The organism is Streptomyces sp. CB02261 (assembly GCF_001905665.1).
Lineage (GTDB): Bacteria > Actinomycetota > Actinomycetes > Streptomycetales > Streptomycetaceae > Streptomyces.
In genome coordinates this window covers 302,312-328,959 of the sequence record NZ_LIVX01000009.1, presented here as the reverse complement: position 1 = coordinate 328,959, position 26,648 = coordinate 302,312, and the positions used below count along the sequence as shown (strand labels likewise).

Genomic DNA, 26,648 nt, shown 5'->3' with positions numbered 1-26,648 from the left:
CGGGGGTGCTCCTCGCGCAGGTGGTCGATGACGTCGATCGCCCGGCCAGGATAGGTGGGGGTGTGGCTCAGCGGGCTCGCGGGGCGTACATGATCAGGGCCATGCCGGCGAGGCAGACGAGGGCGCCGATGACGTCCCAGCGGTCGGGGCGGTAGCCGTCCGCGACCATGCCCCAGGCGAGGGATCCCGCCACGAACACCCCGCCGTAGGCGGCGAGGACGCGGCCGAACTCGGCGTCGGGCTGGAGGGTGGCGACGAAGCCGTAGACGCCGAGGGCGAGGACGCCGGCGCCGATCCAGATCCAGCCGCGGTGCTCGCGGACGCCTTGCCAGACGAGCCAGGCGCCGCCGATCTCGAAGAGGGCGGCGAGCGCGAAGAGGGTGAGGGAGCGGGCGGTGAGCATGGGGGCAGCGTGCCATGGGACACGCTGGCTGATGGATTGTCAGAAGATGGGATGATCAGTGGGTATTTTGGCCTTATGCGTGGATTGCGGAAGGGTGTGTTCGGGGTCGCTCTCGCGGCCACGGTGGTGATGGGCGCGGGTGCGCGTGCCGGTGCCGTGGAGCCGGTGTTCGGTCCGGAGGCGGATCTGGCCCATCACGGTCATGTCTCCCTCTGGGGCGGACGGGTCGGGGTCTGGCTGGTCAGTGAGAACCACGGTCCCTCCGACCTCTCCCAGGCGACGGTCCGGCTCGCCTTCTCCGAGCCGATGGCGGGTGGCCAGGTGCTGCCGGAGGCCTGTCTGTGGAGCAGTGACCGGGTGGTGTCCTGCCGTACGGGCGAGCTGCCGGCGGTGGGTGGTGTGGGGGAGCTGGTGCTCGACCTGCGTACGGCGGGTCTCCCGGACGAGCTGACGGTGGACATCACCACCGTCTGGCGGGACGGGGTGACCGATCGGAATCCGGGCAACGACCGGCATCTCGTCCTGGTGCTGGCCACGGGCGACCCGTACGTCTTCTGACGCTGCGGGCGGTGTCCGCTCCGGTCAGTGGCTCGTCCAGTGGACGTAGCCGTCGGGGCGGACCAGCACCGTGGTCCGCCGGGCCGGGTCCGTCCAGGTGGCGCGAATGAGGCGGTCCGGGGAGACGGGGGCGGTCGGGGGCAGGGCCGGGGGCTCGCCCTCGGGGGCGATGAGGACGAACTCGCCCCCGCGCAGCAGTTCGTAGAGCCGTCCCTCGCGCAGTCGCAGGTCCGGCGCGCGGCGGCCGGCGGGGCGTGCGGAGCCGGCCGGGGGTGCGTACGCGATGCCGATGCCGCTGATCATGCCCATGGCGCGCGCGGAGGCGGGCCGTATCGCGTTGAGTGCGCGGGCGGCGAGGGAGCGGGCGGCGCGGGTGAGCGGGGTGCGGGCCATCGCGAGGCGCACGATCGCGCCGCTGCTGCGGAGGACCATGGTGCCGACCGGGTGGCGCTCGGACTGGTAGCTGTCGAGGAGGGCCTCGGGGTCGGGTGCGTCGCCGCGCAGGACGGCGGTGAGCTTCCAGGAGAGGTTGGCGGCGTCCTGGAGGCCGGTGTTCATGCCCTGGCCGCCGGCGGGGGAGTGGACGTGGGCGGCGTCCCCGGCGAGGAAGACCCGGCCGACCCGGTAGGTCGGGGCCTGGCGCTCGTCGCTGTGGAAGCGGGAGATCCAGCGGGGGTCGTGCATGCCGAGATCGGTGCCGAGGGCGCGGCGGGCGATCTCGCGGACCTCGTCGAGGTCGACGGGCTCGCTGTCGGCGACCTGGCGGGTGCGGTTCCAGCCCATCACCCGGTACCAGCCGTCGCCGAAGGGGGCGAGGAAGGCGAAGGTGTCGCCGGAGCCGTTGACGGTGAACGAGTCGACGGGTTCTTCGGCGAGGCGGACGTCGGCGAGGACGATGGAGCGGATCACGGCGCGGCCGGGGAAGGGCACGCCCAGGGCGGTGCGGACCGCGCTGCGGACGCCGTCGGTGCCGACGAGGTGGCGGGCGGTGAGGGTGAGCGGGGTGCCGTCGGGGTCGGTGAGTTCGGCCGTGACCGTGTCGGCGTCCTGGCGCAGTCCCCGCAGCTCCGTCCCGTACCGGAAGGTGACTCCGGCGGCCACCGCGCGGCGCTCCAGGAGTCGCTCGACCTCGTACTGCGGGGTGACGAGCAGGTGGTTGAAGCGGCTGGGCAGTCGGGTGAGGTCGAGGTCGAAGCGGCCGAAGAGCCGGGCGAGGGGGAGGGTCGTGCCCGTGGCGAGGAGTTCGTCCGCGAGGCCGCGGGCGTCGAGCTGCTCCAGGGTGCGGGCGTGGACGCCGAAGGCGCGGGTCATGTTGGCGAAGCCGCGCGGGCGGCGCTCGACGAGGGTGACGTCGACGCCGGCGGTGGCGAGGTCGCCGGCGAGGAGCAGGCCGGTGGGGCCGGCTCCGACGACGAGTACCTGGGTGTCGGTCTTCTCCGTGCTCATGGCTGCCTCCAGGGTGCCCACGACCGTTGGCCAACGCCTGTTGGTCAACGCTTGTTGGCAACTGTAGGGGTGGCCTCGGCCGGGTGTCAACGCTTGTTGGCCTACGATTGTTGATATGACGACCGCCCGCCGCTCCGACGCCACCAGGGCCGCCATCCTGGAGGCCGCCCGCGAGCGCTTCGCCTCCGACGGATACGACCGCGCCACCATCCGGGCCATCGCCCGCGACGCGGGGATCGATCCGTCGATGGTGATGCGCTACTACGGCAACAAGGAGGGCCTGTTCGCGGCCGCCTCCGAGATCGAGATCGGCCTGCCCGAACTGGGCGGGCTGCCCGCCCAGCACATCGGGGCCGTCCTCGTCACCCACTTCCTGGAGCGCTGGGAGCGGGACGAGGTCCTCACCGGCATGCTGCGGGTCGGGGTCACCAACGCCGCCGGGGCCGAACGGATGCGGGAGATCTTCGCCCAGCAGCTCGGGCCCGTCACCCGGGGCGTCTGCCCCGACCCGGCGCAGGCCCCGCAGCGGGCGGCGCTCGTCGCCTCGCAGATCCTGGGCATGGCGCTGACCCGGTACGTGCTGCGGCTGCCGCCCGCGGTGGACATGTCCAAGGACGAGGTCGTGGCCTGGCTCGGGCCGACCGTGCAGCGCTATCTGACCGCCGAGGCCCCCTGAGCGCACGAGGGGCCCGTGGTCGGGGCCGGTCAGCCGGCCGCCGCGCCGCCGAACTCCCGTACCGCGTCGGAGACGATCGCCTCCAGGTGGCTGTGGTGGGCGCCGCGCCAGTACACCCGGCCGCACTCCACGCACTCGGCGAACACGTCGTACGTCTTCTCCGTGCCCTGCTCCAGACGCTCGCGGACCGCGTCCTTGTCGGCGTCGCTCAACCGCCCGTTGCACGCCGTGCACCGGGTCCAGGGCGCGAGCGGCGGCGCGAACCGCTCCAGGACGTCGCGGAGCTGCTCCTCCGGCCGGTCGCTGTAGACGTACGCCCCCGCCCACAGCTCGCGACGGCGCAGCAGCCCGCGGTCCCGCGACAGCATGACGCGCCGCTCCCGCGCGGAGAGCGCGGCGAGCGCGGGGTCGCCGATGTCCTCGCTCTCGTACGCCGCGTCCACCCCGAGCAGCCTCAGCCGCCGGGCCAGCGTGCCGAGGTGCACGTCGAGCAGGAACCGGAGCGGTGCGCCCGGCACCGGCTGCGGGCGGGCGACGCCCTCCACCTCGACCGTCTCGCCCGCGACCGGGACGTGCCCGTGGTCGACGGGCCGCCCGTCGACCAGGATCTTCCCGGCCTCGGTGAGCGGCACGCCGAGCGACTCCACGACGTGGCCGAGCGAGGACGAGCCGTCGGTGGTCACGGGCGTGCGGCCCGACCGCCGCTCGGCCGAGACGAAGAGCCGCAGGCCGGGGGCGAAGCTGATCTGGATCTCCGGTCCGTTCACGGGGACAGGATGGCACCGGGACGGGACGGGCTGCCAGGGGATTCGTGACCGGCGTTCCCCGCGGGGGGCGAACGTCGAGGCTGGCACCGGGACGGGACGGGTTGCCAGGGAATTCGTGACCGGCTGGTCCGCGCAGGGGCGGACCGGCTGGTCCGCGCAGGGGCGCGGGCGGCGGCCTCCGGGCCCCGGGGCGCCCGCCCGGAAAACGCCCTGCGGTACGGTCCCGCCATGAAGATCATCGACCTCGAGCCCGGCGACCCCCGGCTGGAGACCGACCTCCTGCCGGTCCTCTCCGAGCTCCGCCCCCACCTCACCCCGGCCCTGTTCCGCGAGGTGTACGAGGCCGGCCACCCGCAGGGGCTCCGGTTCAGCGCCGCCTACGCGGACGACGGGCGCTGTGTCGGCGCGGCCGGCTGGCGGATCGTCATCAACACCAGCTCCCTGCGCAAGCTCTACGTCGACGACCTCGTGACCGCCGCCACCACCCGCTCCACCGGGGTCGGCCACGCGCTCGTCGCCCACCTGGAGGCCCACGCCCGGGCCGCCGGCTGCCATGAACTGAACCTGGACTCCGGCACCCACCGCACCGGAGCCCACCGCTTCTACCTGCGGGAACGTTTCGACATCGTGGCGTTCCACTTCACCCGGCCGCTGACCGCGCCGGGCGACGCCGCCTAGGCGGGCGCCCGCAGATCGAAGCGCCAGTCGTTGCAGCGCATCGGGCGGCCCGGCGGGTACTCGAAGTCCCGCTCGCCGAGCAGTTCGAACCCCGCCTTGCGGCACACGGCGTTCGACGCGGCGTTGTCCGCCGACGGGAAGGCGTGCAGATGACGGTGGAGGCCCGCCGACCGGGCCTCCTCGACCACCGCGCGCGTGGCGGACGTCGCGAGGCCCCGGCCCTGGAAGCCCGGCAGCACGGACCATCCGGTCTCGTACACCGGCTCGCCCTCCCAGGTCTGCGTCCAGTAGCCGATGCTGCCCACCACGGCCTCCTCCGGCAGCAGCACGATCCGGAACATCCGCCCCGCTCCCGCCTCGGCCGCACTCAGGTCCACATACCGCCGGTGCCGCTTGACCAGCTGTTCCTCGGTCTCCGGGCCGCCCAGGTGCTCCATCGACGCCGGTGCGTTCAGGGCGCGCAGCAGGTCGGCGTCCTCCTCGGACCAGGCGTCGAGCCGTACGGGCGAGGGGTGTTCGGGGGAGGGATGTACGGGCGTGAGGCGTACGGGCGGGGTGTCGTTGTCCATGGCCGTACCGTAGGTCAGCGGGCTGACACTCCCCTGGCGTACGCCGTGGGCGGCACCCCGATCGTCGCCGTGAAGTCCCTGACCAGATGGGCCTGATCGCTGTAGCCCAGCTCCGCCGCGAGCGCCGCCCAGTCCACGGCGCCCGCCTCCCCGGCGGCCTCCGCGCGTTCCAGGGCCTCGTGGAGGCGGTAGCGCAGGATCACCCACTTCGGGCCGACGCCGACATGGGTCGCGAAGAGACGCTGGAGCGAGCGCGCCGACAGGCCCGCCGCCGAGGCCAGTCGGGACACCTTGCGGATCATGCGGTCCGTGCGGACCAGGTCCACCAGCCGCATCGCCTCGTCGGCGGCCGGGTCGGGGGTGGGGCCGTGGGCCAGGAGGAAGGCGTCGAGCGCCGCCACGCGCGCGTGGTCGGTGTCGGGGGAGAGGACGGCGGACGGCAGGTCGGGCCCCGTGTCCGGGAGCACCTCGGTGAGCGGGACCCGGCGGCCCGTCCAGGCCGACACCGGCCACGCGGGCGCGAAGGGGCGGAAACCGCCGGGCCGGAACTGCACCCCGCAGACCCGGCCCGTCTCCGCCAGCTTCTGGTTGAAGAGGCCGAGCCCGATCCCGGAGACCTCGGCCGTCACGTCCGCCGCTGCCGCCGGGGCGCCGAGGGCTCCGTACCGCTGGAAGACCACGTTCACCGACGGGTGCGGGACGACGTGGGTCGCGTACGGCTCCGGGAGCTCCCAGTCGATCAGCCAGTAGTGCTCCAGATAGGGCCGCAGTTCCGGCGCCGGGGTGTGCCGGCGGAAGCGGACGCGGGAGAGCAGCTCGGCGGGATCGACGATGCCCCGGGTGTCCCGGCGGGGAGCGGAGGACGGCATCCTTCGATGCTAGTGACGCCGTGGCCGGTTTCTGTTCCTCGCCGCCCTGGCCGGTCTCCGCCGGCGGCCGTCCTGGCGGGTTTCTTCAAGACCGGGGCGGGCAGCCTGCCTAACGTCGCTCCCATGACGAACGAGGCCCCGCCCCGCATCGGTGACCTGCTCCGTAGCGCCGCCACCCGCGCCACGCCCCTCATCAGGGACACCGCCGACTCCTCACTCGGCTCGCCCACGCCCTGCGCCGAGTACGACGTGCGTGCCCTGCTGAACCATCTCTTCGACGTCGTCGTGAACTTCCAGGCCCTCGCGGCCAAGGGGTCCGCCGACTTCTCCCGCATCCCGGACCGGCTGGCCGAGGGCGGCTGGCGCGAGAGTTTCGAGGCCGAGATCGGGAAGCTCGTCGACGCGTGGTCGGCGCCGGGCGCCGAGGAGGGCACCTCGGGTGCCATGGGGCTGCCCGCGCGGACCGTCGGCTTCATGGTCGTGCTCGACCTGACCGTGCACGTCTGGGACCTGGCCCGCGCCACCGGGCGGAGCTTCGACCCCGACCCGGCCGTGGTCGCGGAGCTCGTCGACGAGGTGGAGCGGATGGCTCCCATGGCCCGGAGGATGAGCGTCTTCGCGGAGCCCGTCGACCTGCCCGCCGACGCCACCGCCTTCGAGCGGCTGCTCGCGACGACCGGCCGCGACCCCCGTCCGGAGGCGTGGTCCCGCGGGTGAAGGCCGCGCGCGGGTCAGCCCGCCCGGCCCGGCCGGCCCGGGGACAGGCGGGAGACGACCTGCCCGAAGGCGTGCTCCTCCGCCGGTGTCAGCGCCGTCGACTCCTGCGGGTGCCATATGCGCCGCAGCGGGGCGGGGACCCGGTCGCGGCGGGCGCGGGCCCGCAGGCCGAGCGAGAGCCACACCGCCGTGGAGACGGCGAGCAGACCGAAGAGCGTCACCACACGCGGGTCGGAGAACCGGCCGGGCAAGGACATGACTCACTCCAGGGCGTGAGGGAGGCCGTACGCGGCGCCCCGGCAGGTGGCGCGCGGGCACGACGGCACCGACGATTCCTACTGCTTCCTCCCGAGGTGTTCAGTTAACACCACCCTGGGGGGCTTTCGGCAGGGGGGACCGGGGCCGAGGTCCCGCCCCTCCGCGCCCCGGCGCCGGCCGACGCGGGGAGGCCCTCTTGTGCGTCCCGGGGAACCGCTCCAAGGTGGCGGAAGAGGCACATTCCGGCCGGGGAGGGAGCAGCCGTATGTCCGGGGCGCAGGCTTGGGGATTCACGGACGACAGGGGTGCGGAGCTGGGGGCGGCGTCCGTGCCGAGGCGGGTGATCGCGTACGTCCGGGCCGGGGCGGCCCTGTGCGACCTCGGTGTGACGCCGGTCGCCGTCTACGGTTCCGGGCACGACGGCGAGGTCCTCGACCCGGCCAAGGAGGGCGGGCTACGGGGGGCCGGGGTGACGTACCTCGGGCCCGGCGGCGCGCTGGACGAGGGGCGGTTGCGGGAGCTGCGGCCGGACGTGATCGTCGACGTGACCTATGACGGCAAGAGCCCGTACGCGCTCGACGAGGCCGTCGCCGACCGGATCGGGGTGCCGCTCGTCGCGCTCTCCGTCGGCAACGAGCTCGCCCTGCCGGCGATCCTCGACCGCTTCGGCGCGCTGGCCGTGAGCCTGGGGGCGGCGCCGGCCGGCTCGTCGGCCGGGCTGCGGGCCGCCGAGGACGCGCTGCGGGAGGCCGCGGCGGCGAACGGCTCCGCCGTGCTCGCCCTCTCGGGGGCGGGCCCCGACCAGGTGCATCTCGCCCGGCCGCACGCCTGGCCCGAGCTGGCGCGGCTCGCGGAGCTGGGCGTCCGGCTGGTCGACCCGGGCCCGGGGCCCGGCGCCAACTGGCTGACCGGCGACTGGGGCCGAGCCGCGGAACTCCGCCCCGGCCTGGTCCTCTTCGACAGCCGCGCCCACGCCACCGCGCCCGACGCGGCCCTGTCCGGTGTCCGGTCCATGCCGTGGAACCCCGAGACCCCGCCCAGCCCGGCCGCCTACGCCCGCTTCTTCCGCGACCTCGCGGCGGCCCTCGCGCCCTGAACCCGGCCGCGCCCCGGCGCCACCGAGGCGCGGCCGCACGATCACGATCACGATCACGATCACGATCACGATCACGATCACGATCACGAGCACGCACAGGCACGCGCACGCGTACGCCTACGTACGCGTGCGGGCTGCCGACGTCAGGCCGGGGCCGCCGTCGCGCGGGTGCGGCGGAGGGAGTCGGCGAACTCCTCGGCGCGGGAGAGCTGGGCCCGCAGTTCCGCGACCCGTTCGGCGGCGGCCTGTTCGTACCGGCGGACGCGGGCCAGGAGCGCGTCCCGCTCGTCCGGGTCGAGCTCCGTGTCCGTGCCCGCGCGGTCGGCGGCGAGACGGTCCACCGCCGTGAGGAGTTCGCGGGTCTCGTCGAGGGTGAAGCCGAGCGGCTTCATCCGGCGGACCACCATCAGCCGGGAGACGTCGGCGTCGGTGTAGAGCGGGAAGCCGCCCGGCGAGGCCGCGGACGGGACGACCAGGCCGCTGTCCTCGTACTGCCGGATCGTGCGCAGGGACAGCTCGGTCCGTGCGGCGACCTCGCCGATCTGCATGGGTTCGCCGGCCATGCGTACTCCTCGCGCTTCTCGTACTCCGCTCACGCGTCGTGTCCTTCCTCGTACGGGGCTCCCGCCGGGCGCGGCTTCCGTGCATTACATACCATTCGTCCTAACTTCAGCACTTATGAGAGCTGGAAGTGCGGCGAAACGCCTGCTCGTAGGTCGTCCGTTGGACAGCGGCCGGCTCGGGGAGACCCTGCTGCCGAAGCGGGTCGCCCTGCCGATCTTCTGCAGCGACCCGCTCTCCTCGGTCGCGTACGCCACCGAGGAGATCCTGCTGATCCTCGCCCTCGGCGGCCTCGCCGTGCTGCATCTGGCCTGGTACGCGGCGGTCGGCATCGTGATCCTGCTCCTGGTCGTCGTCGCCTCCTACCGGCAGACCTGTTACGCCTATCCGGGCGGCGGCGGGGCGTACGTCGTCTCCGCCGAGAACCTGGGGCAGACCGCCGCGCTCACCGCCGCCTCCGCGCTGCTCATCGACTACGTGATGACCGTCGCCGTCTCCGTCGTCTCGGGGGTCGCCGCGATCACCTCCGCCGTGCCCGCGCTCGACGGGCACGCCGTGGCCATGTCGGTGTTCTTCATCGCCGTGCTGGCCTGGCTGAACCTGCGCGGGGTACGCGAGTCGGGGCGCTGGTTCGCTCTCCCCACGTACGCCTTCATCCTCGTCGTCTACGTGATGTTCGCGGTGGCCGCGGTACGGATGGCGACCGGTGCGACGATCCGCGCCGAGTCCGCGGACCTGCCCGTGAACGCGGTCTCCACCTACTCGGGCCTCGCGCTCGTGCTGCTCGCCCTGCGCGCCTTCGCCTCCGGCTGCACCGCGCTGACCGGCGTCGAGGCCGTCAGCAACGGCGTCCCCGCGTTCGCGAAGCCCAAGAGCCGCAACGCGGCCATGACGCTCGCGATCATGGGCGGTCTCTCCGTGACCATGTTCTTCGGGATCACCGTGCTCGCCATGGTCTACGAGGTCCACGTCGCGGAGGACCCCGCGGAGCTCGGACTCGCCCCCGGCACCCCGATGTCCACGGCGCTCGCCCAGATCGGGCGCGCCACCTTCGGCGACTGGCACGTGCTGTTCTACGCGCTCCAGGCCGTCACCGCAGGCGTCCTGATCCTGGCGGCCAACACCGCCTTCAACGGCTTCCCGATGCTCGCCTCCGTCCTCGGCCGCGACCGCTACGCGCCCCGCCAGCTCTTCCACCGCGGCGACCGGCTCGTCTACTCCAACGGCATCGTCCTCCTCGCGCTCGCCGCGATCGCCCTCGTCGTCGCCTTCGACGCGGAGCTGACCCGCCTCATCCAGCTGTACATCATCGGCGTCTTCGTCTCCTTCACCCTGTCCCAGGCCGGGATGGTCAAGCACTGGCGGCGAGAACTCGCCAGGCCCGCCGGGGCGGCCGGGGCTCCCGCCACCCCCGCGGAGCGCCGCCGGATCCATCGCCGCCTCGCGATCAATGCCTTCGGCGCCTGTCTGACGGCGGTCGTCCTCGTCATCGTCCTCATCACCAAGTTCACCCACGGCGCCTGGCTCGTCGTCCTCGCGATGCCGGTGCTCTTCGCCGGGATGAAGGGGGTGCGGCGGCACTACGACGCCGTCGCCGCCGAGGTCGCCGTCGGTCCCCACGAACGGCCCCGCGCCCTCGCGGAGAACCACGTCCTCGTCCTGGTCGCCTCGGTGAACGCGCCCAGCCTCCGGGCCCTGTCGTACGCGAAGACCCTGCGCCCCGCCTCCCTCACGGCCGTCACCGTCGCCGAGGACCCGGCGGAGGCGGAGGTGCTCCGCGCGACCTGGGAGGCCCGCGGGATCGACGTACCGCTGCGGGTGCTCAGCTCCCCGTACCGCTCGATCGTCCAGCCGGTGCTGCGGCACGTCCGGGAGGCGCCGGAGCGGACCGGGGACGCGGTGGTCTCGGTGGTGATCCCCGAGTACGTGGTGGGGCACTGGTGGGAGCAGCCCCTGCACAACCAGAGCGCGCTGCGGCTCAAGGCCCGGCTGCTGTTCATGAAGAACGTCGTCGTCATCGACGTTCCGTACCGGCTCGCCTCCGCCCGCGAGCTCGCCGCGGAGCGCGCGAAGGCGGCGGCCGCGCGGGCCGCCGAGGAGGACCGCGGTTGACGGCGGGCCCCGCGGGCCTCAGCTCACGGCCACACCAGGCAGTACGGCTGGTGGCCGGCCTCGTGGAGGCGGACGGAGAAGTCCTGCCACTCGTGGAGCAGCTGGTAGACGTCGAAGGCGTCGCGCGGGCCGCCGCGGTCGGGGACCGTGGACCAGATGAAGGCGGCGGCGCCGACCGACTCCTCGCCGATCGCGCGCAGCGGGTCGACCACGGTCATCGGCAGCTTCACCACCGCGTAGTCCGGGTGCAGGACCACCAGCTCCAGCGGGGGCACCTTGTGCAGGGGCATGCCCTGGATGCCGGTCAGGACCATGGCCGCTATGGTCTCCGGCTTGATCTTGGTGAACATGCCGCCCATGCCGAGCTCGTCGCCGCCGAGCTCCTCCGGGCGCATCGAGATCGGGACCTGTGCCGCCGTCGCGCTGTTGGGCGCGCCGAAGTACTTGTACGTCACCCCCAAGCTCCGGCCTCCGGTCGCGGGGAGTGGTTCCGCCGCCGGCTCGGGGCTCGCCCTGCGCTCCGACGCGGTCGGATCCTCCGCCCGCCGGCGCCGGTGCCTCCCCCGCCGGGCAGACTCCGGGCCCAGGTCGTCCGTCCCCTCGCCCGGTCCGCCACCGCGATGCATATCTCCACCCGACTGCTTTTTCTCGGCAACACGACCCCGCCGCGCGACCCGATCATCGTGTCAGTGACCTCCCCCGCGCTCGTACGGTGAAACACCTGTCCGCAAGAACGCCGTGGCCTCTGACACCATGGATTCCGTGAGCCATCCCTATGACGCCCCAGTTTCGCAGACGCAGAAGGCGAACGCCCCGGCGTCTTCCCCAGGATGACCACGCCGTCCCTCCGTCCCCGATGTCGTGCCCGAAGTCGCTCTCGCAGGTCAGGATCACAGTGCCGTATTCATACGAAGCCCCAGTCTCACAGACGCTTTTCGACCGCGCTTCCCTCGTGACGCCCGGCGGCGTGAACTCACCGGTGCGTGCCTTCCGGGCCGTGGGCGGAACGCCCCGGTTCATGGTGTCCGGTTCCGGTCCGTACCTCACCGACGCGGACGGGCGTGAGTACGTCGACCTGGTCTGCTCGTGGGGACCGATGATCCTCGGCCACGCGCACCCGGAGGTCACCGCCGCGGTGCAGGCCGCCGTGGCCCGCGGCACCTCGTTCGGTACGCCCGGCGAGGGCGAGGTCGCGCTCGCCGAGGAGATCGTTGCCCGGATCGAGCCGGTCGAGCAGGTACGGCTCGTCTCCTCCGGCACCGAGGCCACGATGTCCGCGATCCGGCTGGCCCGCGGGTTCACCGGCCGCGCGAAGGTCGTCAAGTTCGCGGGCTGCTACCACGGCCACGTGGACGCGCTGCTCGCCGCCGCCGGTTCCGGTGTCGCCACCCTCGGGCTGCCGGACACGCCCGGTGTGACCGGCGCCCAGGCCGGGGACACGATCGTGCTGCCCTACAACGACCTGGCCGCGGTGCGGGCCGCCTTCGCCGCGCACCCGGGTGAGATCGCCTGTGTCATCACGGAGGCCTCGCCCGGCAACATGGGCGTGGTGCCGCCGGTGGAGGGCTTCAACCAGGGGCTCGCGGACCTGTGCCGGGAGAACGGCGCGCTGTACATCTCCGACGAGGTGATGACCGGTTTCCGTACGTCGAGGGCCGGCTGGTACGGCGTCGACGGGGTGAAGGCCGACCTGCTGACGTTCGGCAAGGTCATGGGCGGTGGCTTCCCGGCCGCCGCGTTCGGTGGCCGCGCCGACGTCATGGGGCACCTGGCTCCGGCCGGGCCGGTCTACCAGGCGGGCACGCTGTCCGGTAACCCGATCGCGACCGCCGCCGGGCTCGCGCAGCTGCGGCTGCTCGACGACGCGGCGTACGACACGGTGAACGCGGTCTCGAAGGAGATCCAGGGCCTGGTCACGGGCGCGCTCGCCAAGGAGGGCGTGGCGCACCGGCTGCAGACCGCCTCCAACATGTTCTCGGTGTTCTTCACCGCCGACGAGGTGTGGAACTACGACGAGGCGAAGCGGCAGGAGGCGTTCCGCTTCAACGCCTTCTTCCACTCGATGCTGGCCGACGGCGTCTACCTGCCGCCGTCCGCCTTCGAGTCCTGGTTCGTGTCGGCCGCCCACGACGAGCGGGCGATCGAGCGGATCGCCGCCGCGCTGCCGGCCGCCGCCCGTGCCGCCGCGGAGGCGACCGCGTGAGCGCCGTGAGCGGCGACGACATCACCGTCGTCCACCTGGTGCGGCACGGTGAGGTGCACAACCCGGACGGGGTGCTCTACGGGCGCCGCGCCGGCTACCACCTGTCCGAGCTGGGCCGTCGGATGGCGGACCGGGTCGCCGAGCACCTGGCGGAGCGGGACATCGCGTACGTCGTCGCCTCCCCGCTGGAGCGGGCGCAGGAGACGGCGCTGCCGGTGGCCAAGACGCACGGTCTGGACCTCGCGAGCGACCCGCGTCTCATCGAGGCGGGGAACGTCTTCGAGGGCAAGACCTTCGGTGTCGGCGACGGGGCGCTGCGCAAGCCGGGGAACTGGAAGCACCTGACCAATCCGTTCCAGCCGTCCTGGGGCGAGCCGTACGTCGAGCAGGTCGTGCGGATGATGGGCGCGCTGGACGCGGCGAAGGACGCGGCCCGGGGGCGCGAGGCGGTCTGCGTCAGTCATCAGCTGCCGATCTGGATCGTGCGCAGCTTCGTGGAGAAGCGGCGGCTCTGGCACGACCCGCGGCGGCGGCAGTGCACGCTGGCGTCGCTGACCTCGTTCACGTACCAGGGCGACAGGATCGTCTCCGTCGGCTACAGCGAGCCGGCGCTCGACCTCGTGCCCGTGCACCTGCGGGCCGGTGCGAAGCCGGTCAAGGGGAAGTCGAAGGCCTTCGGGGCGTAGCTCTTCGGCAGATCCGGTGGAGGGTTCGGCCCTCGCTGGACAGCGCGGTGGCGGACGGTCCACAGTTCAGGGCGTTCGGGTGGTGTTCATGCCAACCGAACGCCCTGAAATTTTTGTGCTATTTCCCGGAACCTACGTGTTCCTCCCGGCATCTCATCCATTGTCGGTTTGGATGACGTTCAGGTCATACGTCAGCGCGAATGGGGATGTCATGCGCGGGATCAGTGGAATCAGTCGAAGGGGGCTTCTCGGGGCGGGCGTTGGGGCCGCGGCCGCGATGGGTGTCGCCGCGTGCAGCGGTAACAACTCGGACAAGTCGGGGCGTTCCGGGCCTGGTAAGGGCGGTGACGTCTCGGCGGACCCGAGCAAGGCCACTCCGACCAAGGGGGACGTCCGGCTCATCGGCGACGGTTCCACCGCGGACACCGGGAAGCAGCCGAACCAGCCCGACGCCCCCGTGCCGCTCGAACCCGGCCAGACCCCGCCCCAGTTCGTGATCTTCTCCTGGGACGGCGCAGGCGAGGTGGGCAACGGCCTCTTCCCGCGCTTCCTCGAACTCGCCAAGAACCACGACGCGGCGATGACCTTCTTCCTCTCCGGGATCTACCTCCTCCCCGAGTCGAAGAAGAACCTCTACCGCCCGCCGAACAACCGCGTCGGCGCCTCCGACATCGGCTACCTCACCGACGACCACATCAAGGACACGCTGAAGTACGTCCGGCAGGCCTGGCTCGAAGGCCACGAGATCGGCACCCACTTCAACGGGCACTTCTGCGGCGGCTCCGGCTCCGTCGAGAAGTGGACCCCGGCGCAGTGGCAGAGCGAGATCGACCAGGCGATGAAGTTCGTCACCGAGTGGAAGACGAACAGCGGCTGGACCGACCTCGAACCGCTGCCCTTCGACTACTCCAAGGAGCTCGTCGGCGGCCGCACCCCCTGCCTCCTCGGCCAGGACAACCTGCTCCCCACCGCCAAGCGCCTCGGCTGGCGCTACGACGCCAGCTCGCCCGGCGGCCGGCAGACCTGGCCCACCAAGCGCAAGGACATCTGGGACCTCCCGCTCCAGGCCGTGCCCTTCCCCGGGCACTCCTTCGAGGTCCTGTCCATGGACTACAACATCCTCGCCAACCAGTCGAACAACACCACCAAGGGCATGCCCTCGCGCTACCCGGGCTGGCGCAAGCAGGCCACCGAGGCCCTGCTCGGCGGCTTCACGCGCGCGTACGAGTCGAACCGCGCGCCCTTCTACATCGGCAACCACTTCGAGCAGTGGAACGGCGGCATCTACATGGACGCCGTCGAGGAGGCGCTCAAGGGGATGGCCGGCAAGAAGGACGTCCGGCTCGTCTCCTTCAAGCAGTTCGTGGACTGGCTCGACGTCCAGGACCCGAAGATCCTCCAGCGGCTGCGCTCGCTCGACGTCGGACAGAAGCCCACCGGCGGCTGGAACGCCTTCCTCAGGCCCGCCGCGGCGACCCCCACGTCCACCCCGACCGCGTACGGGACCCCGGCCGCTTAGGAGATCTTGACAAGGGGCTTTACGGGCACGTAGGGGGGTGCCCAAGATCCCCCAAACGCCCATGCGAAACTTTTCACATGAGCCTTGACCGTGCCCCTCGCCGCACCCTGGTCGCCGTCGGAGTGCTGACCGCCGCCCTCGCGCTCTCGGCCTGCGGCGGCGACAGCAACGGCAAGTCCGGCGGCGGTGGCAACACCAACTTCGTGACCAACACCGGCGGCATCTCCACCGTCGCCAAGGACGAGCGCACGGCCACCGAGAAGATCGCGGGCGAGACCCTCGACGGCGAACAGCTCGACGTCGCCGACCTCAAGGGCAAGGTGGTCGTCCTCAACGTCTGGGGCTCCTGGTGCGGCCCGTGCCGCGCCGAGGCCCCGCACTTCGTGAAGGTCGCCGCCGACCTCAAGGACCAGGGCGTCGAGTTCGTCGGCCTCAACACCCGCGACTTCAACAAGCAGCAGGCCCTCGCCTTCGAAGAGGACTACGAGGTCCCGTACCCGAGCCTCTACGACCCCAACGGCAGGCTGATCCTCTTCGGCTTCCCCAAGGGAACGCTCAACCCCCAGTCCATCCCCTCCACCGTCGTCCTCGACAAGGAGGGCAGGATCGCCGCCCGCTCCCTCATGGCACTCGACGAGAAGAAGCTCCGGTCGATGATCGAGCCTCTCCTCAAGGAGAAGTGAGCAGTCCGTGAACGAGACGGTCACCAGCGGAGCCCTGCTGCTCGCCCTGCCCCTCGCGGTCCTCGGCGGCCTGGTCTCCTTCTTCTCGCCGTGCGTCCTCCCGCTCGTCCCCGGCTACCTCTCGTACGTCACCGGGGTCACCGGCACCGACCTCGCCGAGAGCCGCCGCGGCCGGATGACCGCGGGGGCCGTCCTCTTCGTCCTCGGCTTCACCGCCGTGTTCGTGTCCGGCGGGGCGCTCTTCGGCTACTTCGGGTCGACCCTCCAGGAGTACCGCGAGACCCTCACCACGGTCCTCGGCGTGCTCATGATCCTCATGGGCGTGTTCTTCCTCGGCCTGATGCCCTGGTTCACCCAGCGCGAGTTCCGCTTCCACCGGAAGCCCGTCGCCGGCCTGGTCGGCGCCCCGCTGCTCGGCGCGCTCTTCGGCATCGGCTGGACCCCGTGCATCGGACCCACCCTCGCCTCGGTGAACGCCCTCGCCCTCGAACAGGCCAGCGCGGGACGCGGCGCGATACTCGCCTTCGCGTACTGCCTCGGCCTCGGCGTGCCGTTCGTGCTCGCCGCCGTCGCGTTCCGCAAGGCGCTCGGCGCGTTCGGCTGGGTGAAGAAGCACTATGTGTGGGTGATGCGGATCGGCGGCGGCATGATGCTCGTCACCGGTGTCCTGCTCCTCACAGGCGCGTGGGACAGCATGGTCGCCACGATGCAGGGCTGGTCCAGCGGTTTCACGGTGGGGATCTGAGTTCCATGAGCACGACCGACACTTCCGGTACGACGGACGCCTCCGGTACGGCGGAGAACGAGCGCGCGGCCGACGAGGCGGCCGGCGCCCAGCTCTCGACCGCCCCCACCGAGGACCGCAGCGAGAGCGTCCTCGGCGGCCCCAGGCTCGGCGTCATCGGCTGGATCCGCTGGTTCTGGCGGCAGCTGACCTCCATGCGGGTCGCCCTGATCCTGCTCTTCCTGCTCTCCCTGGGCGCCGTCCCCGGCTCCCTCATCCCGCAGACCAGCGCGGACGAGGTCAAGGTGCAGGCCTTCAAGGACGCCCACACCACCCTCACCCCGCTCTACGAGAAGCTCCAGCTCTTCGACGTCTACAGCTCGGTGTGGTTCTCCGCGATCTACATCCTGCTGTTCGTCTCCCTCATCGGCTGCATCGTCCCCCGCACCTGGCAGTTCGTCGGCCAGCTCCGCAGCCGCCCGCCGGGCGCCCCCCGCCGCCTCGACCGGCTCCCCGCCTACACCACCTGGCGGACGGAGGCCGAGCCCGAGCAGGTCCGCGAGGCCGCGCTCGCCCTCCTCAAGGGGCGCCGCTTCCGCGCCCACACCGCCGGCGACGCGATCGCGTCCGAGAAGGGCTACCTCCGCGAGGTCGGGAACCTGGCCTTCCACATCGCCCTCATCGTGATGCTCGTCGCCTTCGCCTGGGGCCAGCTCTTCAAGTCCGAGGGCGGCAAGCTGGTCATCGAGGGCGACGGCTTCTCCAACACGCTCACCCAGTACGACGACTTCAAGTCCGGCTCCCAGTTCGGCACCGACGAGCTGGAGCCGTTCAGCTTCACCCTCGACTCCTTCACCGGCACCTACGAGAAGGACGGCCCCCAGCGCGGCACCCCGCGCACCTTCGAGGCGGCCGTCGGCTACTCGCAGGGCGGCGCGGAGAAGAAGGCCGTCATCCGGGTCAACGAACCGCTGGTGGTGGGCGACTCCAAGGTCTATCTGATCGCCCACGGCTACGCGCCCGTCGTCACCGTCAAGGACGGCCGCGGCAAGACCGTCTTCCACGGCGCCGTGCCGCTGCTCCCCATCGACAACAACATCACGTCCACCGGCGCCATCAAGGTCATGGACGGCTACCGCGACAAGAACGGCAAGAAGGAGCAGCTGGGATTCCAGGCCTTCTTCGTGCCGACCTTCGCGGGCGCCGGCAAGGGCACGATGTTCTCGCAGTTCCCCGCGCTCGACTTCCCCGTCATGGCGCTCACCGGCTTCCACGGCGACCTGCGCGTCGACTCGGGGCTGCCGCAGAACGTGTACCAGCTCGACAAGTCCAAGATGACCCAGTTCACGGACCCGTCCGGCAACAAGCTCGCCCAGCGGATGCTGCCCGGCGAGACCATGACGCTGCCCGGCGGCGCCGGCTCGATCACCTTCGAGAAGGAGATCAAGGAGTGGGCGAGCTTCCAGATCTCGCAGCAGCCCGGCAACGGCCTCGCCCTCGCGGGCGCGATCGCCGCGATCGCCGGTCTGACGGGTTCGCTCTTCATCCAGCGGCGCCGGGTCTGGGTCCGGGCCGTACGGGGTGAGGACGGCGTGACCGTCGTCGAGATGGCCGGGCTCGGCCGGAGCGAGTCCGCCAGGCTGCCCGAGGAGCTGGGCGACCTCGCGCTCGCCCTCACGGCCCAGGCGCCCCCCGCGCCCGAAGCCGATCCGGACGCCGTACGCCACGCCGCGCCCGAAGCCGATCCGGAGGCCGTACCGGACCCCGCGGAAGAACCCGCAGAAGACCCCGCCCCTTCTGGAGAGGCCGACAAGTGATCCTCGCCGCCACGACCAACGAGAGCCTGGCGCGGATGAGCGACCTGCTCATCTACTCCTCGATGGCCGTCTACACCCTGGCCTTCTTCGCCCACATCGCCGAGTGGGTCCTCGGCAGCCGCAGCAAGGTCGGCCGTACCGCCGCCGCCCTCACCCCGCGCGCCGCCGCTGCCGTGACGGTCCAGGTGAAGCAGGCCGGTGGCACCGCCGTCCTGGACAAGCCGAAGGTCGTCACCCGCGCCGCGGCCGGTAGCCGTGACGTGCCGGACGGCCCCGGCGCCGCCGGCGGCACGGTCAAGGGCGACCTGTACGGCCGCATCGCGGTCTCGCTCACCGTCCTCGCCTTCCTGGTCGAGGCCTCGGGCGTGGTCAGCCGGGCGCTCGCCGTGCAGCGGGCCCCCTGGGGCAACATGTACGAGTTCTCCACCACCTTCTCGACGGTGGCGGTCGGCGCGTACCTCGCCTTCCTCGTCGCCGGGAAGAACGTCCGCTGGATCGGTCTGCCGCTGGTGACCACGGTCCTGCTCGACCTGGGCATGGCCACCACCTGGCTGAAGACCCCCAGTGACCAGCTGGTCCCGGCGCTCGACTCGTACTGGCTGTGGATCCACGTCTCCACCGCGATCTTCTGTGGCGCGGTCTTCTACCTCGGCGCCGTCGCCACCCTGCTGTACCTGTTCCGCGACTCGTACGAGAACAAGCTCGCCACCGGCGGGAACCCGGGCGCCTTCGCCCGCTCGGTCATGGAGCGGCTGCCCTCCGCGGCCTCCCTCGACAAGTTCTCGTACCGGGTCAACGCGGCCGTCTTCCCGCTCTGGACCTTCACGATCATCGCGGGCGCGATCTGGGCCGGTGACGCGTGGGGCCGCTACTGGGGCTGGGACGCCAAGGAGGTCTGGTCCTTCATCACCTGGGTCGGTTACGCCGCGTACCTGCACGCGCGCGCGACGGCCGGCTGGAAGGGGCGGAAGGCCGCGTACATCGCGCTCATCGCCTTCGCCTGCTTCCTGTTCAACTATTACGGCGTCAACATCTTCGTGAGCAGCAAGCACTCGTACGCGGGCGTCTGAGCTGGCAGCGGCTCCGCCCCGGGGCCACGCTGGAGACATGAGCGAGATACCCCGGGGCCGGAGCGAGACCCACGACGGGGACCGGCACGTGCTGCGGTTCGTGGTGGACCTGCCGCACCCCGTACCGGCGGTGTGGACGGCCGTCGCCTCGCCCGAGGGCCTGGCCGGCTGGCTGTGCGCGGTCGACCCGCTGGAACCGCGGCTCGGCGGCCGGGTCACCCTGCACCGGCTGACCAGCGGCGACACCGAGGACGCGGGGCGGGTGACCGCGTGGGACCCCGAGCGCGTGGCCGAGTACACGGTCGATCCGACGCACGGCCGGATCCGGTTCCGCCTGGAGCCAGGGGCCGGACCCGGTGGCGAGGGGTCGACCGTGCTGCGTTTCACCAACGAACTGCGGGGGCCGCGCGAGCACCGGCTCGACCGCCTCGCCGCCTGGCACGACCACTTCGAGTGGCTGGCCCGCACCCTGGACGGCCACCCCGCCGACTGGCGGGAGCGGACGTCCGAGCGGTGGCGGCACCTGCGGGAGCTGTACGAACGCGACGACACCCCCTGGCCGAAGTGGGAGCCCTGACCTCCGGACCGGCTAGGAGGCTTCCTGCTTCGCCACCGACAGCGGCTCGGCGATGTCCTCCAGCGAGCGCCGCTCCGCGTTCACCGCGAGGAACGCCGCCACGAGACCGGCGGCGCACATCAGGCCCGCGCCGATCTGGAACGCGAGGACCGTGTCGCCGACCACGCCCGACTCGGTGAGCTCGGCGAAGACCAGCGGGCCGCTGATACCGCCGGCCGCGGTGCCGATCGCGTAGAAGAAGGCGATGGCCATCGCCCGGGTCTCCATGGGGAAGATCTCGGAGACCGTCAGGTACGCGCTGGAGGCACCGGTCGACGCGAAGAACAGCACCACGCACCAGCACGCCGTCAGGGTCGTCGCCGTCAGCGAGCCCCGGTCGAACAGCCACGCCGTCACGAACAGGAGCAGACCCGACAGCACGTACGTCGAGGAGATCATGATCCGGCGTCCGACGGTGTCGAAGAGCTTGCCGAGCAGCAGCGGGCCGACGAAGTTGCCCGCCGCGATGACGGCGAAGTAGTAGCCGGTGCTCCCGGTCGGCACGTCGAAGAACGTGGTGAGGATGGCGCCGAAGCCGAAGGTGATGGCGTTGTAGAGGAACGCCTGCCCGATGAAGAGCGAGAGGCTGAGGACCGCGCGGCGCGGATAGCGGGTGAAGACCGTCCTGGCGATCATCCCGAAGCCGATGCTCTTGCGCTGGTGGATCGTGATCTCACCGGCCGGCGGCGGCAGCGGCTCGCCCTTCTCCTGCTCGATCTCGCGCTCGACCGTCGACACCAGCTCCTCGGCGGCCTCGCCCCGGCCGTGGATGAACTGCCAGCGTGGACTCTCCGGGACGTGCCGGCGGACGAGCAGGATGACGAGGCCGAGGACGACGCCGAGGGCGAAGCTGAGCCGCCAGCCGAGGTCCTTCGGGAAGATGTCGGTGTCCAGCATGACGATCGACAGCAGGGCGCCGCCGATGGCGCCGAGCCAGTAGCTGCCGTTGATGATGAGGTCGACCCGGCCCCGGTAGAGGGACGGGATCAGTTCGTCGATCGCCGAGTTGATGGCCGCGTACTCACCGCCGATGCCGAAGCCGGTGAGGAAGCGGAAGAGGAAGAACCACCAGGACTCGAAGGACAGCGCCGTCATCGCCGTCGCGCCCAGATAGACCACCAGGGTGATCATGAAGAGCTTCTTGCGCCCGTAGCGGTCGGTGAGCCAGCCGAAGAACAGTGCTCCGGTGCACGCTCCCAGCACGTACAGGGCGGCCGCGACGCCCGTGACCTGCGCCGAGGTGATGGCGAGGCCGCTGCCCTCCTCCGCGAGCCGGCCGGCGACGTTGCCGACGATCGTGACCTCGAGTCCGTCCAGGATCCAGACGGTGCCCAGACCGATCACGATCATCCAGTGCCACCGCGACCACGGAAGGCGGTCGAGGCGGGCCGGAACCGCCGTGGTGACCGTCCCCGTGTCCGCGGGTACGGCTGCCGCTGCCGAGTCGACTCCCATGGATCGCGCTCCCTTCGTCCCGTCATGCGGCTGCCCTCGTACCCCCGGGGCGTGGGGGTATGCCCGCACGGGCCGCTGTCCCAGCTTCGGGGGAGCCGCCGGGGGTGACCACCGCTCCCCGGCCCGGCTGGGCCGTTCGGGGACGGGCGGGTCGGGCCCCCCGCCCCCGGGGTGACGGGGCGGGGGGCGGCGACTCAGTCGCGCTTCGGCGGCAGGCAGGAGAGGGCCGGCGGCCTGCCCTCCGGCCACGCGATCTGCACGAAGCGCTGGGTGCCGTCCTGGGCCAGTTCCACGATCGGGACCGCCTTGTTGTACGGGTTCCCGTAGTTGTCCAGACAGATCCAGCCGCTCGCGCCCTGCACCCGCAGCGAGCCCTTGACCTGCGGCCACTGGGTCACCACGTCCGCGAGCTCCGGGAACGGGGAGCCCTGCGGGGTGGCCTGGCGGATCGCGTGGACGGCCGTCGCCATCGCGTCGTAGGCGACGATCGCCTGCCCGTCCGCGAGGGGCACCGGCTCCTTCGAGGCGCGGGCGATGTCCGTCAGGAACGTGGAGTACGCCACCACCGAACCGCCCGTCGACGGGACCTGCCGCCCCGGCGCCTGCCGCCAGGCGTCCGGGTGGGCGAGCGCCGCGTACCGCACGGTCAGCTTCGCCTTCAGGGCGTTCCGGTCGAGCTTCTCGTCCGCCCCCAGGTACGAGCCCTCGTCGCCGGTCAGGACCGTGAAGGGCCGGTCGACGCAGCCGCGCGCCCCGAGCGCGTTGATGAACTGGCGCAGTTGGGTGTGGCGGCCCGCGAAGAAGACCGTCTCGGCGCGGGTGTCGCAGATCAGATGGGTGATCTGGCGGAAGGTGTTCGCGGTGGTGCCCTCCTCGGTCGGATCGGCGGGCGAGGTGAAGAGCGCCGGCTCGTGCGGGGCCCCCTTGAGGTTGGCGGCGAACGCGGACTTGAGGGTGTCGGTGTAGTGGTCGCCGGTCCGGGTGTCCTGGACGAGGAAGGCCTTGGTGGCGTCCACCTTGCCGAAGTGGGCGAGGGCCTTGGCCTCGTCGCCGTTGGTGGGGGAGACGCGGGCGAGGCCGGGGTAGCGGTTGCCCGCGCCGGGGCCGTTGGCGATGTCGTCGGCGGTGATGGTGGTGCCGACGACGGCGATCCCGGCGCCGGTGAGCGCGGTCACCGCCTGGCGTATCTCGGTGGAGGAGGTGGCGACGCCGGAGACGGCCCGCAGCCGGTCGGGCGCGCCGGTCATGGTGATGAGCCGGTCGACGGTGGGGCGCCAGTGGGCGTTGCCCTGGCCGGTGTTGGCGAGGACGAGCCGGATCTTGGGGGTCTCGCTGTTGGATTCGTGGTTGGCCCGGTACTGGTAGGCGTACGCGCCCTGGAGCTCGTGCAGCACCTTGACGCGCATGCCGCTGTCGGTGGAGGTCAGCGGCAGGAGCACGGCGACGGTCACGTACTCGTCGGCCTTGAGGAGGGCGTTCTCGCGGTGGATGGCCCCGGCGATGTCGGCGAGTTCGGCGATGCCGAAGGCGTGGCCGCCGCCGTTGACGCCGACGCACTCGGAGCTGCCGGCCGGGCGGTCGACGCCCGGCGCGCAGGAACGGTCCTCCGGGGTGGTGAGCCGGCTGATCCCGTAGCCGCCGAGGCCGAGGACGACGGCGGCGGTGACCACGGCGGCGACGAGCTTCTGGCGGGGGGTGCGGACGCGGCGCCGCAGCCGGTCGAGCGGTCGGTCGGGCATGCGTCGGACTCCGTCCTCAGGGGGTGGCGTGCCGGTCGGGTCGGATCGGGTCAGGTCGGATCGGTCGGCGTCTCGTGGCCCGGCGGCAGCGACAGCTCCCGCCAGGCGCGGATGTCGCGCGGCCAGTGGGTGGCCGCGTCCCAGAGCGCGCCGCTGCCCGACAGGTGACGGCCGGAGAGCCGGCGCAGCTCGTGCGCGAGGCGGTCGGCCACCTCGTCGTCGGGCAGGGCGAGCGGATCGGTCAGCAGCCATACGGCGTGCAGCAACCGCCGCACGGACAGGTGGAGTTCGAGGGTGTCGCCGTCGAGGCCCGGCGGCAGGTCTCCGGGTGCCCCCTGGCCCAGGGCGACCGCCCGGCGCGGGTCGGGGCCCGTCCGGTTCCGCTCCCGCGGGCAGGGGGCGGAGCCGATGAACCGCAGCCGTCCCAGCCAGCCGACGACGTCCTGCTCGGGGAAGGTCTCCCGCAGATGCGTGACGGCGTCGTCGGTGCGGCCGAGCGCCAGGTCGTGATGGAGCCGGTACGGGCCGGGTCCGGGCCCGTAGTGCCGGTGCAGGGTCTCGTGGACGGCGTGCCAGGCGGCGTAACGGGGATGGTCGCCGTCCTCGAAGCGGAGCCGGTGCAGGAGCAGCGCGCGGAGCAGCGGGTCGGCGACGAAGTGGCCCGGCCCTTCAGGCCAGTCCTCGGAGCGCAGATGGTCGCGGACGCGCAGTGCCACGTCCCCGTCCAGGGACTCGCCCTGGAGCCGGGCGTGGGCGAGCATCCGGGCGGACTCCTCGTCGTGGGCGGCGGCGAGCACCGCGTACGGGCCGGGCCGCCGCACCGGAAGCAGCTCGGCGAGCAGGGTCGGGGCGACGGGCACCGGCGGGGAGTCCTCGCGCAGTTCCACGGTCAGGTCGAGCAGTCCGCCCGGGGTGAGCCCGGCCCGCAGGTGCTCCGGGGCCTCGCCGGCGGCCCGGCCGAGGAGCGCCACGCCGAGCGGGCGGCCGCCGGTCAGCCGGTGCACGGCGCGGGCGAGTTCGGCGGGGGTCCGGCCGGCCGGGTCGTGACGGTCGAACGCGGAGCGGGTCTGCGCGGGGGAGAGCGGCGTCAGCTCGACGGCGAGGATGCCGGAGCCGACGCTCGTCCCGCGCGGGCAGGGCGCCCGGTGCGCGGTCTCGGGCAGTCGGGTCCGGGTGGCGTGCCGCAGCCCCTCGTGCTCGCGCACTCGGGAGGCGGCGAGGATGACGACCCGGTCGCGGCGGCCCTCGGCGCGGGCGCGCAGGACCGGTTCCACGAGCTGTCGGCCGAGCGGCTCGTGGGCGTTGTCGAGGAGGATCAGCGGGCGGCCGATGCGGCTGCCGCGCCGCAGCCCGGTGTAGGCGTGGAGGAGGTCCTCGGTCAGGGCGCCGACGAGGAAGTCCTCGGCCTCGCGGCGGCGGCGGCCGCCCTGTTCGAAGTCGATCGCGAGCTGCTGGAGCCCGGCCTTGCCGTGCCCGCCGGCGTTGCGGTAGCTGCCGTACCAGCTCTCCGAGGCGCGCTGGAGGCGCCCGAACACCTCCTCCAGGACGGTCTCCACGGTCGCCTCCGCGAGGAGTCCGGCGAGCGGGACGGTGGCCTCGGCGAACCGGGCGGCGAGCTTGGCGAGGACCTTGCCGACCCAGTTCGCGGCGGCGCCCCTGGTCGCGTCGACGGTCGCGAGCAGCGGCCCGAGCCGCAGCAGGTCGCGCCGGGCCCGCTCGTCGTCCTCCTGGGACCAGCTGAGCGAGGCGACGGCCACCAGTCCGAGCGAGAGCCGGGGGAACCGCACTGGCCGGGCGCCGAGCACCCTCGGCGACAGCTGCACGGCGAGTTCGGCGAGCGCCCCGGTGACCGGGGTCCAGCCGGGGCCGTGGTCGGCGGGCGGCTCGATGTGCGCGCAGTCGAGCAGGGCGAGCGGCGTGTAGCCCCGGTAGCGGTTGCGGACCTCCTTGAGCAGGGCGGTCTTCCCCGTGCCCCGCCCGCCGGTGAACACCGTGACCGGCGGATCGTCGCCGTGCTCGAACGGCACCCGGGCGGCGCCGTGCCGCGTGAGGCCGCTGAGACGCGCGACCAGCCCGGCATCGTGCAGGACCGCCTCGCGGCCGTACAGCTCCCTGTCCACGCCCCGTCACCCCCGTCACAGTCAACTCAAGGATATCGACGGTGTGTTGGGAAAGCGGTCGCCTTTTCGACTCTGTTGTCAACGTGTGCTGTCCGGGAGACCCGCCTCACTCCTCACCGATGTCCTCGTGCCAGAGCTCCGGCCGCGCGGCGATGAACTCCCGCATGAGCGCGACGCATCCGGGGTCGTCGAGCACGACGACCTCCACGCCGTGCTCGGCCAGCCAGTCGTGCCCGCCGTGGAAGGTCTCCGCCTCCCCGACGACCACCCGCGAGATCCCGAACTGCCGCACCAGGCCGGAGCAGTACCAGCAGGGGGAGAGGGTGGTGACCATGGTCGTCCCCCGGTACGAGCGCTGCCGCCCGGCCGCCCGGAACGCGGCGGTCTCCCCGTGCGCCGAGGGGTCCCCGTCCTGCACCCGCCGGTTGCGCCCACGCCCGAGCAGCGTCCCGTCGGCCCCGTAGAGCGCGGCACCGATGGGGATCCCGCCCTCGGCGAGCCCGGCCCGCGCCTCGTCGACGGCGGTCGCGAGCCACCGCCGGGCCTGTTCCTCGTCCATGCGGGGACTCTTCCCCGGTGGGGCGTGGGTCTCACCCCGGCTCGGCCACGTGTGTGGCGACGGTCGGCGCGGGCCGTGCCGGGGCTGGATACGCTGGCCGGGGCACCCCTTGGAGGACATGGTGACGACACAGCCTGAGCACACCGGAGAACTCATCCCGCGCCCCGAACAGACGCCCTCCGCTCTGCGGGCGGCCCTCGCGGTCGTCGCTCCCGAGCGGCTCCCCGAGATGGACGCCAGCCAACGCGCCGCTGTGACGGAGGCCATCGAGCAGAGCGGCATCACCCCCCTGCGCATGTTCCTGGTCCAGTGGGCCGCCGTCATCGAGATCGAACGCTTCCCCGACACCGCCCGCGAACTGCGCCGCGCCGAGTACCTGGCCCAGATCGCCGAGGACCCGGAGGAGAGCCGGCGGTACGTGCGGGCGGCGGGGGACATCATTCGTGCCGCGCACAGGGCGGTGGGCGGGTGAGTTGGAGGTGGGAGTACGACCCCAGCGAGGAGTACGTGGTCGGGGGCGCCCCGCCGGCCTTCATCGCCGCAGTGGAGAAGAGCGCCGACGAGCTGGTCAGAGCCGCGGCAGCCCTCTACCTCGACGGCTCCTTGTTCCAGGGCGAGAACCCCAGGAGCGAACACGTGCGCGTCCCCGGCGGGATGTTCGTCTTCCTTCTCATTCCGCGCTACGAGTGCGGATACGTCCTCCAGGTGACCTACCTCTAGGCGGGCGGGACCTCACCCTCCGGAGGC

The 26,648-nt window shown here is 72.3% G+C and carries 28 protein-coding genes; 16 read left to right on the top strand and 12 right to left on the bottom strand.

Annotated elements, in window-relative coordinates:
* Nucleotides 1–67: 67 nt before the first annotated feature.
* Entirely contained in the window at nucleotides 68–403 is a 336-nt protein-coding gene (locus AMK29_RS28280) for a YnfA family protein (RefSeq protein WP_073818344.1), read from the bottom strand.
* 75 nt (nucleotides 404–478) lie between these two features.
* On the opposite strand from AMK29_RS28280, the gene AMK29_RS28275 reads away from it, so the two are divergent.
* Nucleotides 479–961, top strand: a complete 483-nt coding sequence (locus tag AMK29_RS28275) for a hypothetical protein (protein ID WP_073818342.1) — start codon at nucleotides 479–481, stop codon at nucleotides 959–961.
* A 24-nt stretch (nucleotides 962–985) separates the two neighbouring features.
* Here the strand turns inward: AMK29_RS28275 and AMK29_RS28270 are convergent, their stop codons facing one another.
* On the bottom strand, nucleotides 986–2,407 hold the full coding sequence (locus tag AMK29_RS28270; RefSeq protein WP_073818341.1) for an FAD-dependent monooxygenase: 1,422 nt from the start codon (nucleotides 2,405–2,407) through the stop codon (nucleotides 986–988).
* 115 nt (nucleotides 2,408–2,522) lie between these two features.
* On the opposite strand from AMK29_RS28270, the gene AMK29_RS28265 reads away from it, so the two are divergent.
* Nucleotides 2,523–3,083 carry a TetR/AcrR family transcriptional regulator gene (locus AMK29_RS28265; protein ID WP_073818339.1) on the top strand — a complete coding sequence of 187 codons (561 nt, stop codon included), beginning with the start codon at nucleotides 2,523–2,525 and terminating at the stop codon, nucleotides 3,081–3,083.
* 29 nt (nucleotides 3,084–3,112) lie between these two features.
* Here the strand turns inward: AMK29_RS28265 and AMK29_RS28260 are convergent, their stop codons facing one another.
* Complete coding sequence (locus AMK29_RS28260) at nucleotides 3,113–3,850, bottom strand: Mut7-C RNAse domain-containing protein (RefSeq protein WP_073818337.1); 738 nt, start codon at nucleotides 3,848–3,850, stop codon at nucleotides 3,113–3,115.
* A gap of 228 nt (nucleotides 3,851–4,078) precedes the next feature.
* On the opposite strand from AMK29_RS28260, the gene AMK29_RS28255 reads away from it, so the two are divergent.
* Nucleotides 4,079–4,528 carry a GNAT family N-acetyltransferase gene (locus AMK29_RS28255; RefSeq protein ID WP_073818336.1) on the top strand — a complete coding sequence of 150 codons (450 nt, stop codon included), beginning with the start codon at nucleotides 4,079–4,081 and terminating at the stop codon, nucleotides 4,526–4,528.
* Here AMK29_RS28255 and AMK29_RS28250 read toward each other — a convergent pair.
* Both AMK29_RS28250 and AMK29_RS28245 read right to left on the bottom strand, forming a co-directional pair.
* The gene (locus tag AMK29_RS28250) at nucleotides 4,525–5,097 is read right to left on the bottom strand and encodes a GNAT family N-acetyltransferase (protein ID WP_073818334.1); all 573 of its coding nucleotides are present in this window, start codon (nucleotides 5,095–5,097) and stop codon (nucleotides 4,525–4,527) included. The two genes, AMK29_RS28255 and AMK29_RS28250, sit on opposite strands and share 4 nt — an antisense overlap.
* 14 nt (nucleotides 5,098–5,111) lie before the next feature.
* Nucleotides 5,112–5,966, bottom strand: coding sequence for a helix-turn-helix domain-containing protein (locus AMK29_RS28245; protein WP_073818333.1), 855 nt, complete (start codon nucleotides 5,964–5,966; stop codon nucleotides 5,112–5,114).
* 123 nt (nucleotides 5,967–6,089) lie between these two features.
* On the opposite strand from AMK29_RS28245, the gene AMK29_RS28240 reads away from it, so the two are divergent.
* Complete coding sequence (locus AMK29_RS28240; protein ID WP_073818331.1) at nucleotides 6,090–6,683, top strand: TIGR03086 family metal-binding protein; 594 nt, start codon at nucleotides 6,090–6,092, stop codon at nucleotides 6,681–6,683.
* Nucleotides 6,684–6,697: 14 nt separating this feature from the next.
* Here the strand turns inward: AMK29_RS28240 and AMK29_RS28235 are convergent, their stop codons facing one another.
* The gene (locus AMK29_RS28235) at nucleotides 6,698–6,940 is read right to left on the bottom strand and encodes a hypothetical protein (RefSeq protein WP_073818330.1); all 243 of its coding nucleotides are present in this window, start codon (nucleotides 6,938–6,940) and stop codon (nucleotides 6,698–6,700) included.
* 266 nt (nucleotides 6,941–7,206) lie between these two features.
* Between AMK29_RS28235 and AMK29_RS28230 the strand changes: the two genes are divergently transcribed.
* Nucleotides 7,207–8,037 carry an ABC transporter substrate-binding protein gene (locus AMK29_RS28230; protein ID WP_073818328.1) on the top strand — a complete coding sequence of 277 codons (831 nt, stop codon included), beginning with the start codon at nucleotides 7,207–7,209 and terminating at the stop codon, nucleotides 8,035–8,037.
* A 143-nt stretch (nucleotides 8,038–8,180) separates the two neighbouring features.
* Here AMK29_RS28230 and AMK29_RS28225 read toward each other — a convergent pair whose 3' ends face one another.
* Complete coding sequence (locus tag AMK29_RS28225; RefSeq protein WP_073818327.1) at nucleotides 8,181–8,600, bottom strand: MerR family transcriptional regulator; 420 nt, start codon at nucleotides 8,598–8,600, stop codon at nucleotides 8,181–8,183.
* A 115-nt stretch (nucleotides 8,601–8,715) separates the two neighbouring features.
* Between AMK29_RS28225 and AMK29_RS28220 the strand changes: the two genes are divergently transcribed.
* A complete protein-coding gene (locus tag AMK29_RS28220) occupies nucleotides 8,716–10,710 on the top strand; it encodes an APC family permease (RefSeq protein WP_073818325.1) in 1,995 nt (664 codons plus the stop codon).
* A gap of 23 nt (nucleotides 10,711–10,733) precedes the next feature.
* Here the strand turns inward: AMK29_RS28220 and AMK29_RS28215 are convergent, their stop codons facing one another.
* Nucleotides 10,734–11,336: a hypothetical protein gene (locus AMK29_RS28215; protein WP_073818323.1), complete on the bottom strand. Its 603-nt coding sequence runs from the start codon at nucleotides 11,334–11,336 to the stop codon at nucleotides 10,734–10,736.
* Between the two features lie 230 nt (nucleotides 11,337–11,566).
* Between AMK29_RS28215 and hemL the strand changes: the two genes are divergently transcribed.
* From hemL to AMK29_RS28175, 8 genes are all read left to right on the top strand, one after another.
* Entirely contained in the window at nucleotides 11,567–12,913 is a 1,347-nt protein-coding gene (hemL, locus tag AMK29_RS28210; protein WP_073818322.1) for a glutamate-1-semialdehyde 2,1-aminomutase, read from the top strand.
* A gap of 5 nt (nucleotides 12,914–12,918) precedes the next feature.
* Entirely contained in the window at nucleotides 12,919–13,599 is a 681-nt protein-coding gene (locus AMK29_RS28205; RefSeq protein WP_382618598.1) for a histidine phosphatase family protein, read from the top strand.
* A 220-nt stretch (nucleotides 13,600–13,819) separates the two neighbouring features.
* Complete coding sequence (locus AMK29_RS28200) at nucleotides 13,820–15,118, top strand: hypothetical protein (RefSeq protein ID WP_107422708.1); 1,299 nt, start codon at nucleotides 13,820–13,822, stop codon at nucleotides 15,116–15,118.
* Between the two features lie 77 nt (nucleotides 15,119–15,195).
* Complete coding sequence (locus AMK29_RS28195; RefSeq protein ID WP_073818317.1) at nucleotides 15,196–15,801, top strand: TlpA family protein disulfide reductase; 606 nt, start codon at nucleotides 15,196–15,198, stop codon at nucleotides 15,799–15,801.
* A 7-nt stretch (nucleotides 15,802–15,808) separates the two neighbouring features.
* The gene (locus AMK29_RS28190; RefSeq protein WP_073818316.1) at nucleotides 15,809–16,546 is read left to right on the top strand and encodes a cytochrome c biogenesis CcdA family protein; all 738 of its coding nucleotides are present in this window, start codon (nucleotides 15,809–15,811) and stop codon (nucleotides 16,544–16,546) included.
* Nucleotides 16,547–16,551: 5 nt separating this feature from the next.
* A complete protein-coding gene (gene resB, locus AMK29_RS28185; RefSeq protein ID WP_107422705.1) occupies nucleotides 16,552–18,342 on the top strand; it encodes a cytochrome c biogenesis protein ResB in 1,791 nt (596 codons plus the stop codon).
* Nucleotides 18,339–19,412: a c-type cytochrome biogenesis protein CcsB gene (ccsB, locus tag AMK29_RS28180; protein ID WP_073818314.1), complete on the top strand. Its 1,074-nt coding sequence runs from the start codon at nucleotides 18,339–18,341 to the stop codon at nucleotides 19,410–19,412. Before resB ends, ccsB begins: the two co-directional genes overlap by 4 nt.
* Before the next feature lie 37 nt (nucleotides 19,413–19,449).
* Nucleotides 19,450–19,989 (top strand): SRPBCC domain-containing protein, encoded by a 540-nt coding sequence (locus tag AMK29_RS28175; RefSeq protein WP_073818313.1) that lies wholly within the window; start codon nucleotides 19,450–19,452, stop codon nucleotides 19,987–19,989.
* Between the two features lie 12 nt (nucleotides 19,990–20,001).
* Here the strand turns inward: AMK29_RS28175 and AMK29_RS28170 are convergent, their stop codons facing one another.
* From AMK29_RS28170 to AMK29_RS28155, 4 genes are all read right to left on the bottom strand, one after another.
* A complete protein-coding gene (locus AMK29_RS28170; protein ID WP_073818311.1) occupies nucleotides 20,002–21,483 on the bottom strand; it encodes an MFS transporter in 1,482 nt (493 codons plus the stop codon).
* Nucleotides 21,484–21,677: 194 nt separating this feature from the next.
* Nucleotides 21,678–23,222 (bottom strand): hypothetical protein, encoded by a 1,545-nt coding sequence (locus AMK29_RS28165; protein ID WP_073818309.1) that lies wholly within the window; start codon nucleotides 23,220–23,222, stop codon nucleotides 21,678–21,680.
* Nucleotides 23,223–23,272: 50 nt separating this feature from the next.
* Nucleotides 23,273–25,342, bottom strand: coding sequence for a hypothetical protein (locus AMK29_RS28160; protein WP_073818308.1), 2,070 nt, complete (start codon nucleotides 25,340–25,342; stop codon nucleotides 23,273–23,275).
* Nucleotides 25,343–25,448: 106 nt separating this feature from the next.
* Nucleotides 25,449–25,901, bottom strand: coding sequence for a nucleoside deaminase (locus tag AMK29_RS28155; protein ID WP_079197176.1), 453 nt, complete (start codon nucleotides 25,899–25,901; stop codon nucleotides 25,449–25,451).
* 121 nt (nucleotides 25,902–26,022) lie between these two features.
* On the opposite strand from AMK29_RS28155, the gene AMK29_RS28150 reads away from it, so the two are divergent.
* Nucleotides 26,023–26,373 carry a hypothetical protein gene (locus AMK29_RS28150; RefSeq protein WP_241845738.1) on the top strand — a complete coding sequence of 117 codons (351 nt, stop codon included), beginning with the start codon at nucleotides 26,023–26,025 and terminating at the stop codon, nucleotides 26,371–26,373.
* Nucleotides 26,370–26,621 carry a hypothetical protein gene (locus tag AMK29_RS28145; protein ID WP_073818305.1) on the top strand — a complete coding sequence of 84 codons (252 nt, stop codon included), beginning with the start codon at nucleotides 26,370–26,372 and terminating at the stop codon, nucleotides 26,619–26,621. Before AMK29_RS28150 ends, AMK29_RS28145 begins: the two co-directional genes overlap by 4 nt.
* Nucleotides 26,622–26,648 lie beyond the last annotated feature (27 nt).

Excerpts from the sequence above, each read along its gene's own strand:
- AMK29_RS28280 (WP_073818344.1), bottom strand. The coding sequence starts at position 403 with ATGCTCACCGCCCGCTCCCTCACCCTCTTCGCGCTCGCCGCCCTCTTC.
- AMK29_RS28275 (WP_073818342.1), top strand. The coding sequence starts at position 479 with ATGCGTGGATTGCGGAAGGGTGTGTTCGGGGTCGCTCTCGCGGCCACG.
- AMK29_RS28270 (WP_073818341.1), bottom strand. The coding sequence starts at position 2,407 with ATGAGCACGGAGAAGACCGACACCCAGGTACTCGTCGTCGGAGCCGGC.
- AMK29_RS28265 (WP_073818339.1), top strand. The coding sequence starts at position 2,523 with ATGACGACCGCCCGCCGCTCCGACGCCACCAGGGCCGCCATCCTGGAG.
- AMK29_RS28255 (WP_073818336.1), top strand. The coding sequence starts at position 4,079 with ATGAAGATCATCGACCTCGAGCCCGGCGACCCCCGGCTGGAGACCGAC.
- AMK29_RS28250 (WP_073818334.1), bottom strand. The coding sequence starts at position 5,097 with ATGGACAACGACACCCCGCCCGTACGCCTCACGCCCGTACATCCCTCC.
- AMK29_RS28245 (WP_073818333.1), bottom strand. The coding sequence starts at position 5,966 with ATGCCGTCCTCCGCTCCCCGCCGGGACACCCGGGGCATCGTCGATCCC.
- AMK29_RS28240 (WP_073818331.1), top strand. The coding sequence starts at position 6,090 with ATGACGAACGAGGCCCCGCCCCGCATCGGTGACCTGCTCCGTAGCGCC.
- AMK29_RS28235 (WP_073818330.1), bottom strand. The coding sequence starts at position 6,940 with ATGTCCTTGCCCGGCCGGTTCTCCGACCCGCGTGTGGTGACGCTCTTC.
- AMK29_RS28230 (WP_073818328.1), top strand. The coding sequence starts at position 7,207 with ATGTCCGGGGCGCAGGCTTGGGGATTCACGGACGACAGGGGTGCGGAG.
- AMK29_RS28225 (WP_073818327.1), bottom strand. The coding sequence starts at position 8,600 with ATGGCCGGCGAACCCATGCAGATCGGCGAGGTCGCCGCACGGACCGAG.
- AMK29_RS28220 (WP_073818325.1), top strand. The coding sequence starts at position 8,716 with ATGAGAGCTGGAAGTGCGGCGAAACGCCTGCTCGTAGGTCGTCCGTTG.
- AMK29_RS28215 (WP_073818323.1), bottom strand. The coding sequence starts at position 11,336 with ATGCATCGCGGTGGCGGACCGGGCGAGGGGACGGACGACCTGGGCCCG.
- hemL (WP_073818322.1), top strand. The coding sequence starts at position 11,567 with ATGTCGTGCCCGAAGTCGCTCTCGCAGGTCAGGATCACAGTGCCGTAT.
- AMK29_RS28195 (WP_073818317.1), top strand. The coding sequence starts at position 15,196 with ATGAGCCTTGACCGTGCCCCTCGCCGCACCCTGGTCGCCGTCGGAGTG.
- resB (WP_107422705.1), top strand. The coding sequence starts at position 16,552 with ATGAGCACGACCGACACTTCCGGTACGACGGACGCCTCCGGTACGGCG.
- AMK29_RS28175 (WP_073818313.1), top strand. The coding sequence starts at position 19,450 with ATGAGCGAGATACCCCGGGGCCGGAGCGAGACCCACGACGGGGACCGG.
- AMK29_RS28170 (WP_073818311.1), bottom strand. The coding sequence starts at position 21,483 with ATGGGAGTCGACTCGGCAGCGGCAGCCGTACCCGCGGACACGGGGACG.
- AMK29_RS28165 (WP_073818309.1), bottom strand. The coding sequence starts at position 23,222 with ATGCCCGACCGACCGCTCGACCGGCTGCGGCGCCGCGTCCGCACCCCC.
- AMK29_RS28155 (WP_079197176.1), bottom strand. The coding sequence starts at position 25,901 with ATGGACGAGGAACAGGCCCGGCGGTGGCTCGCGACCGCCGTCGACGAG.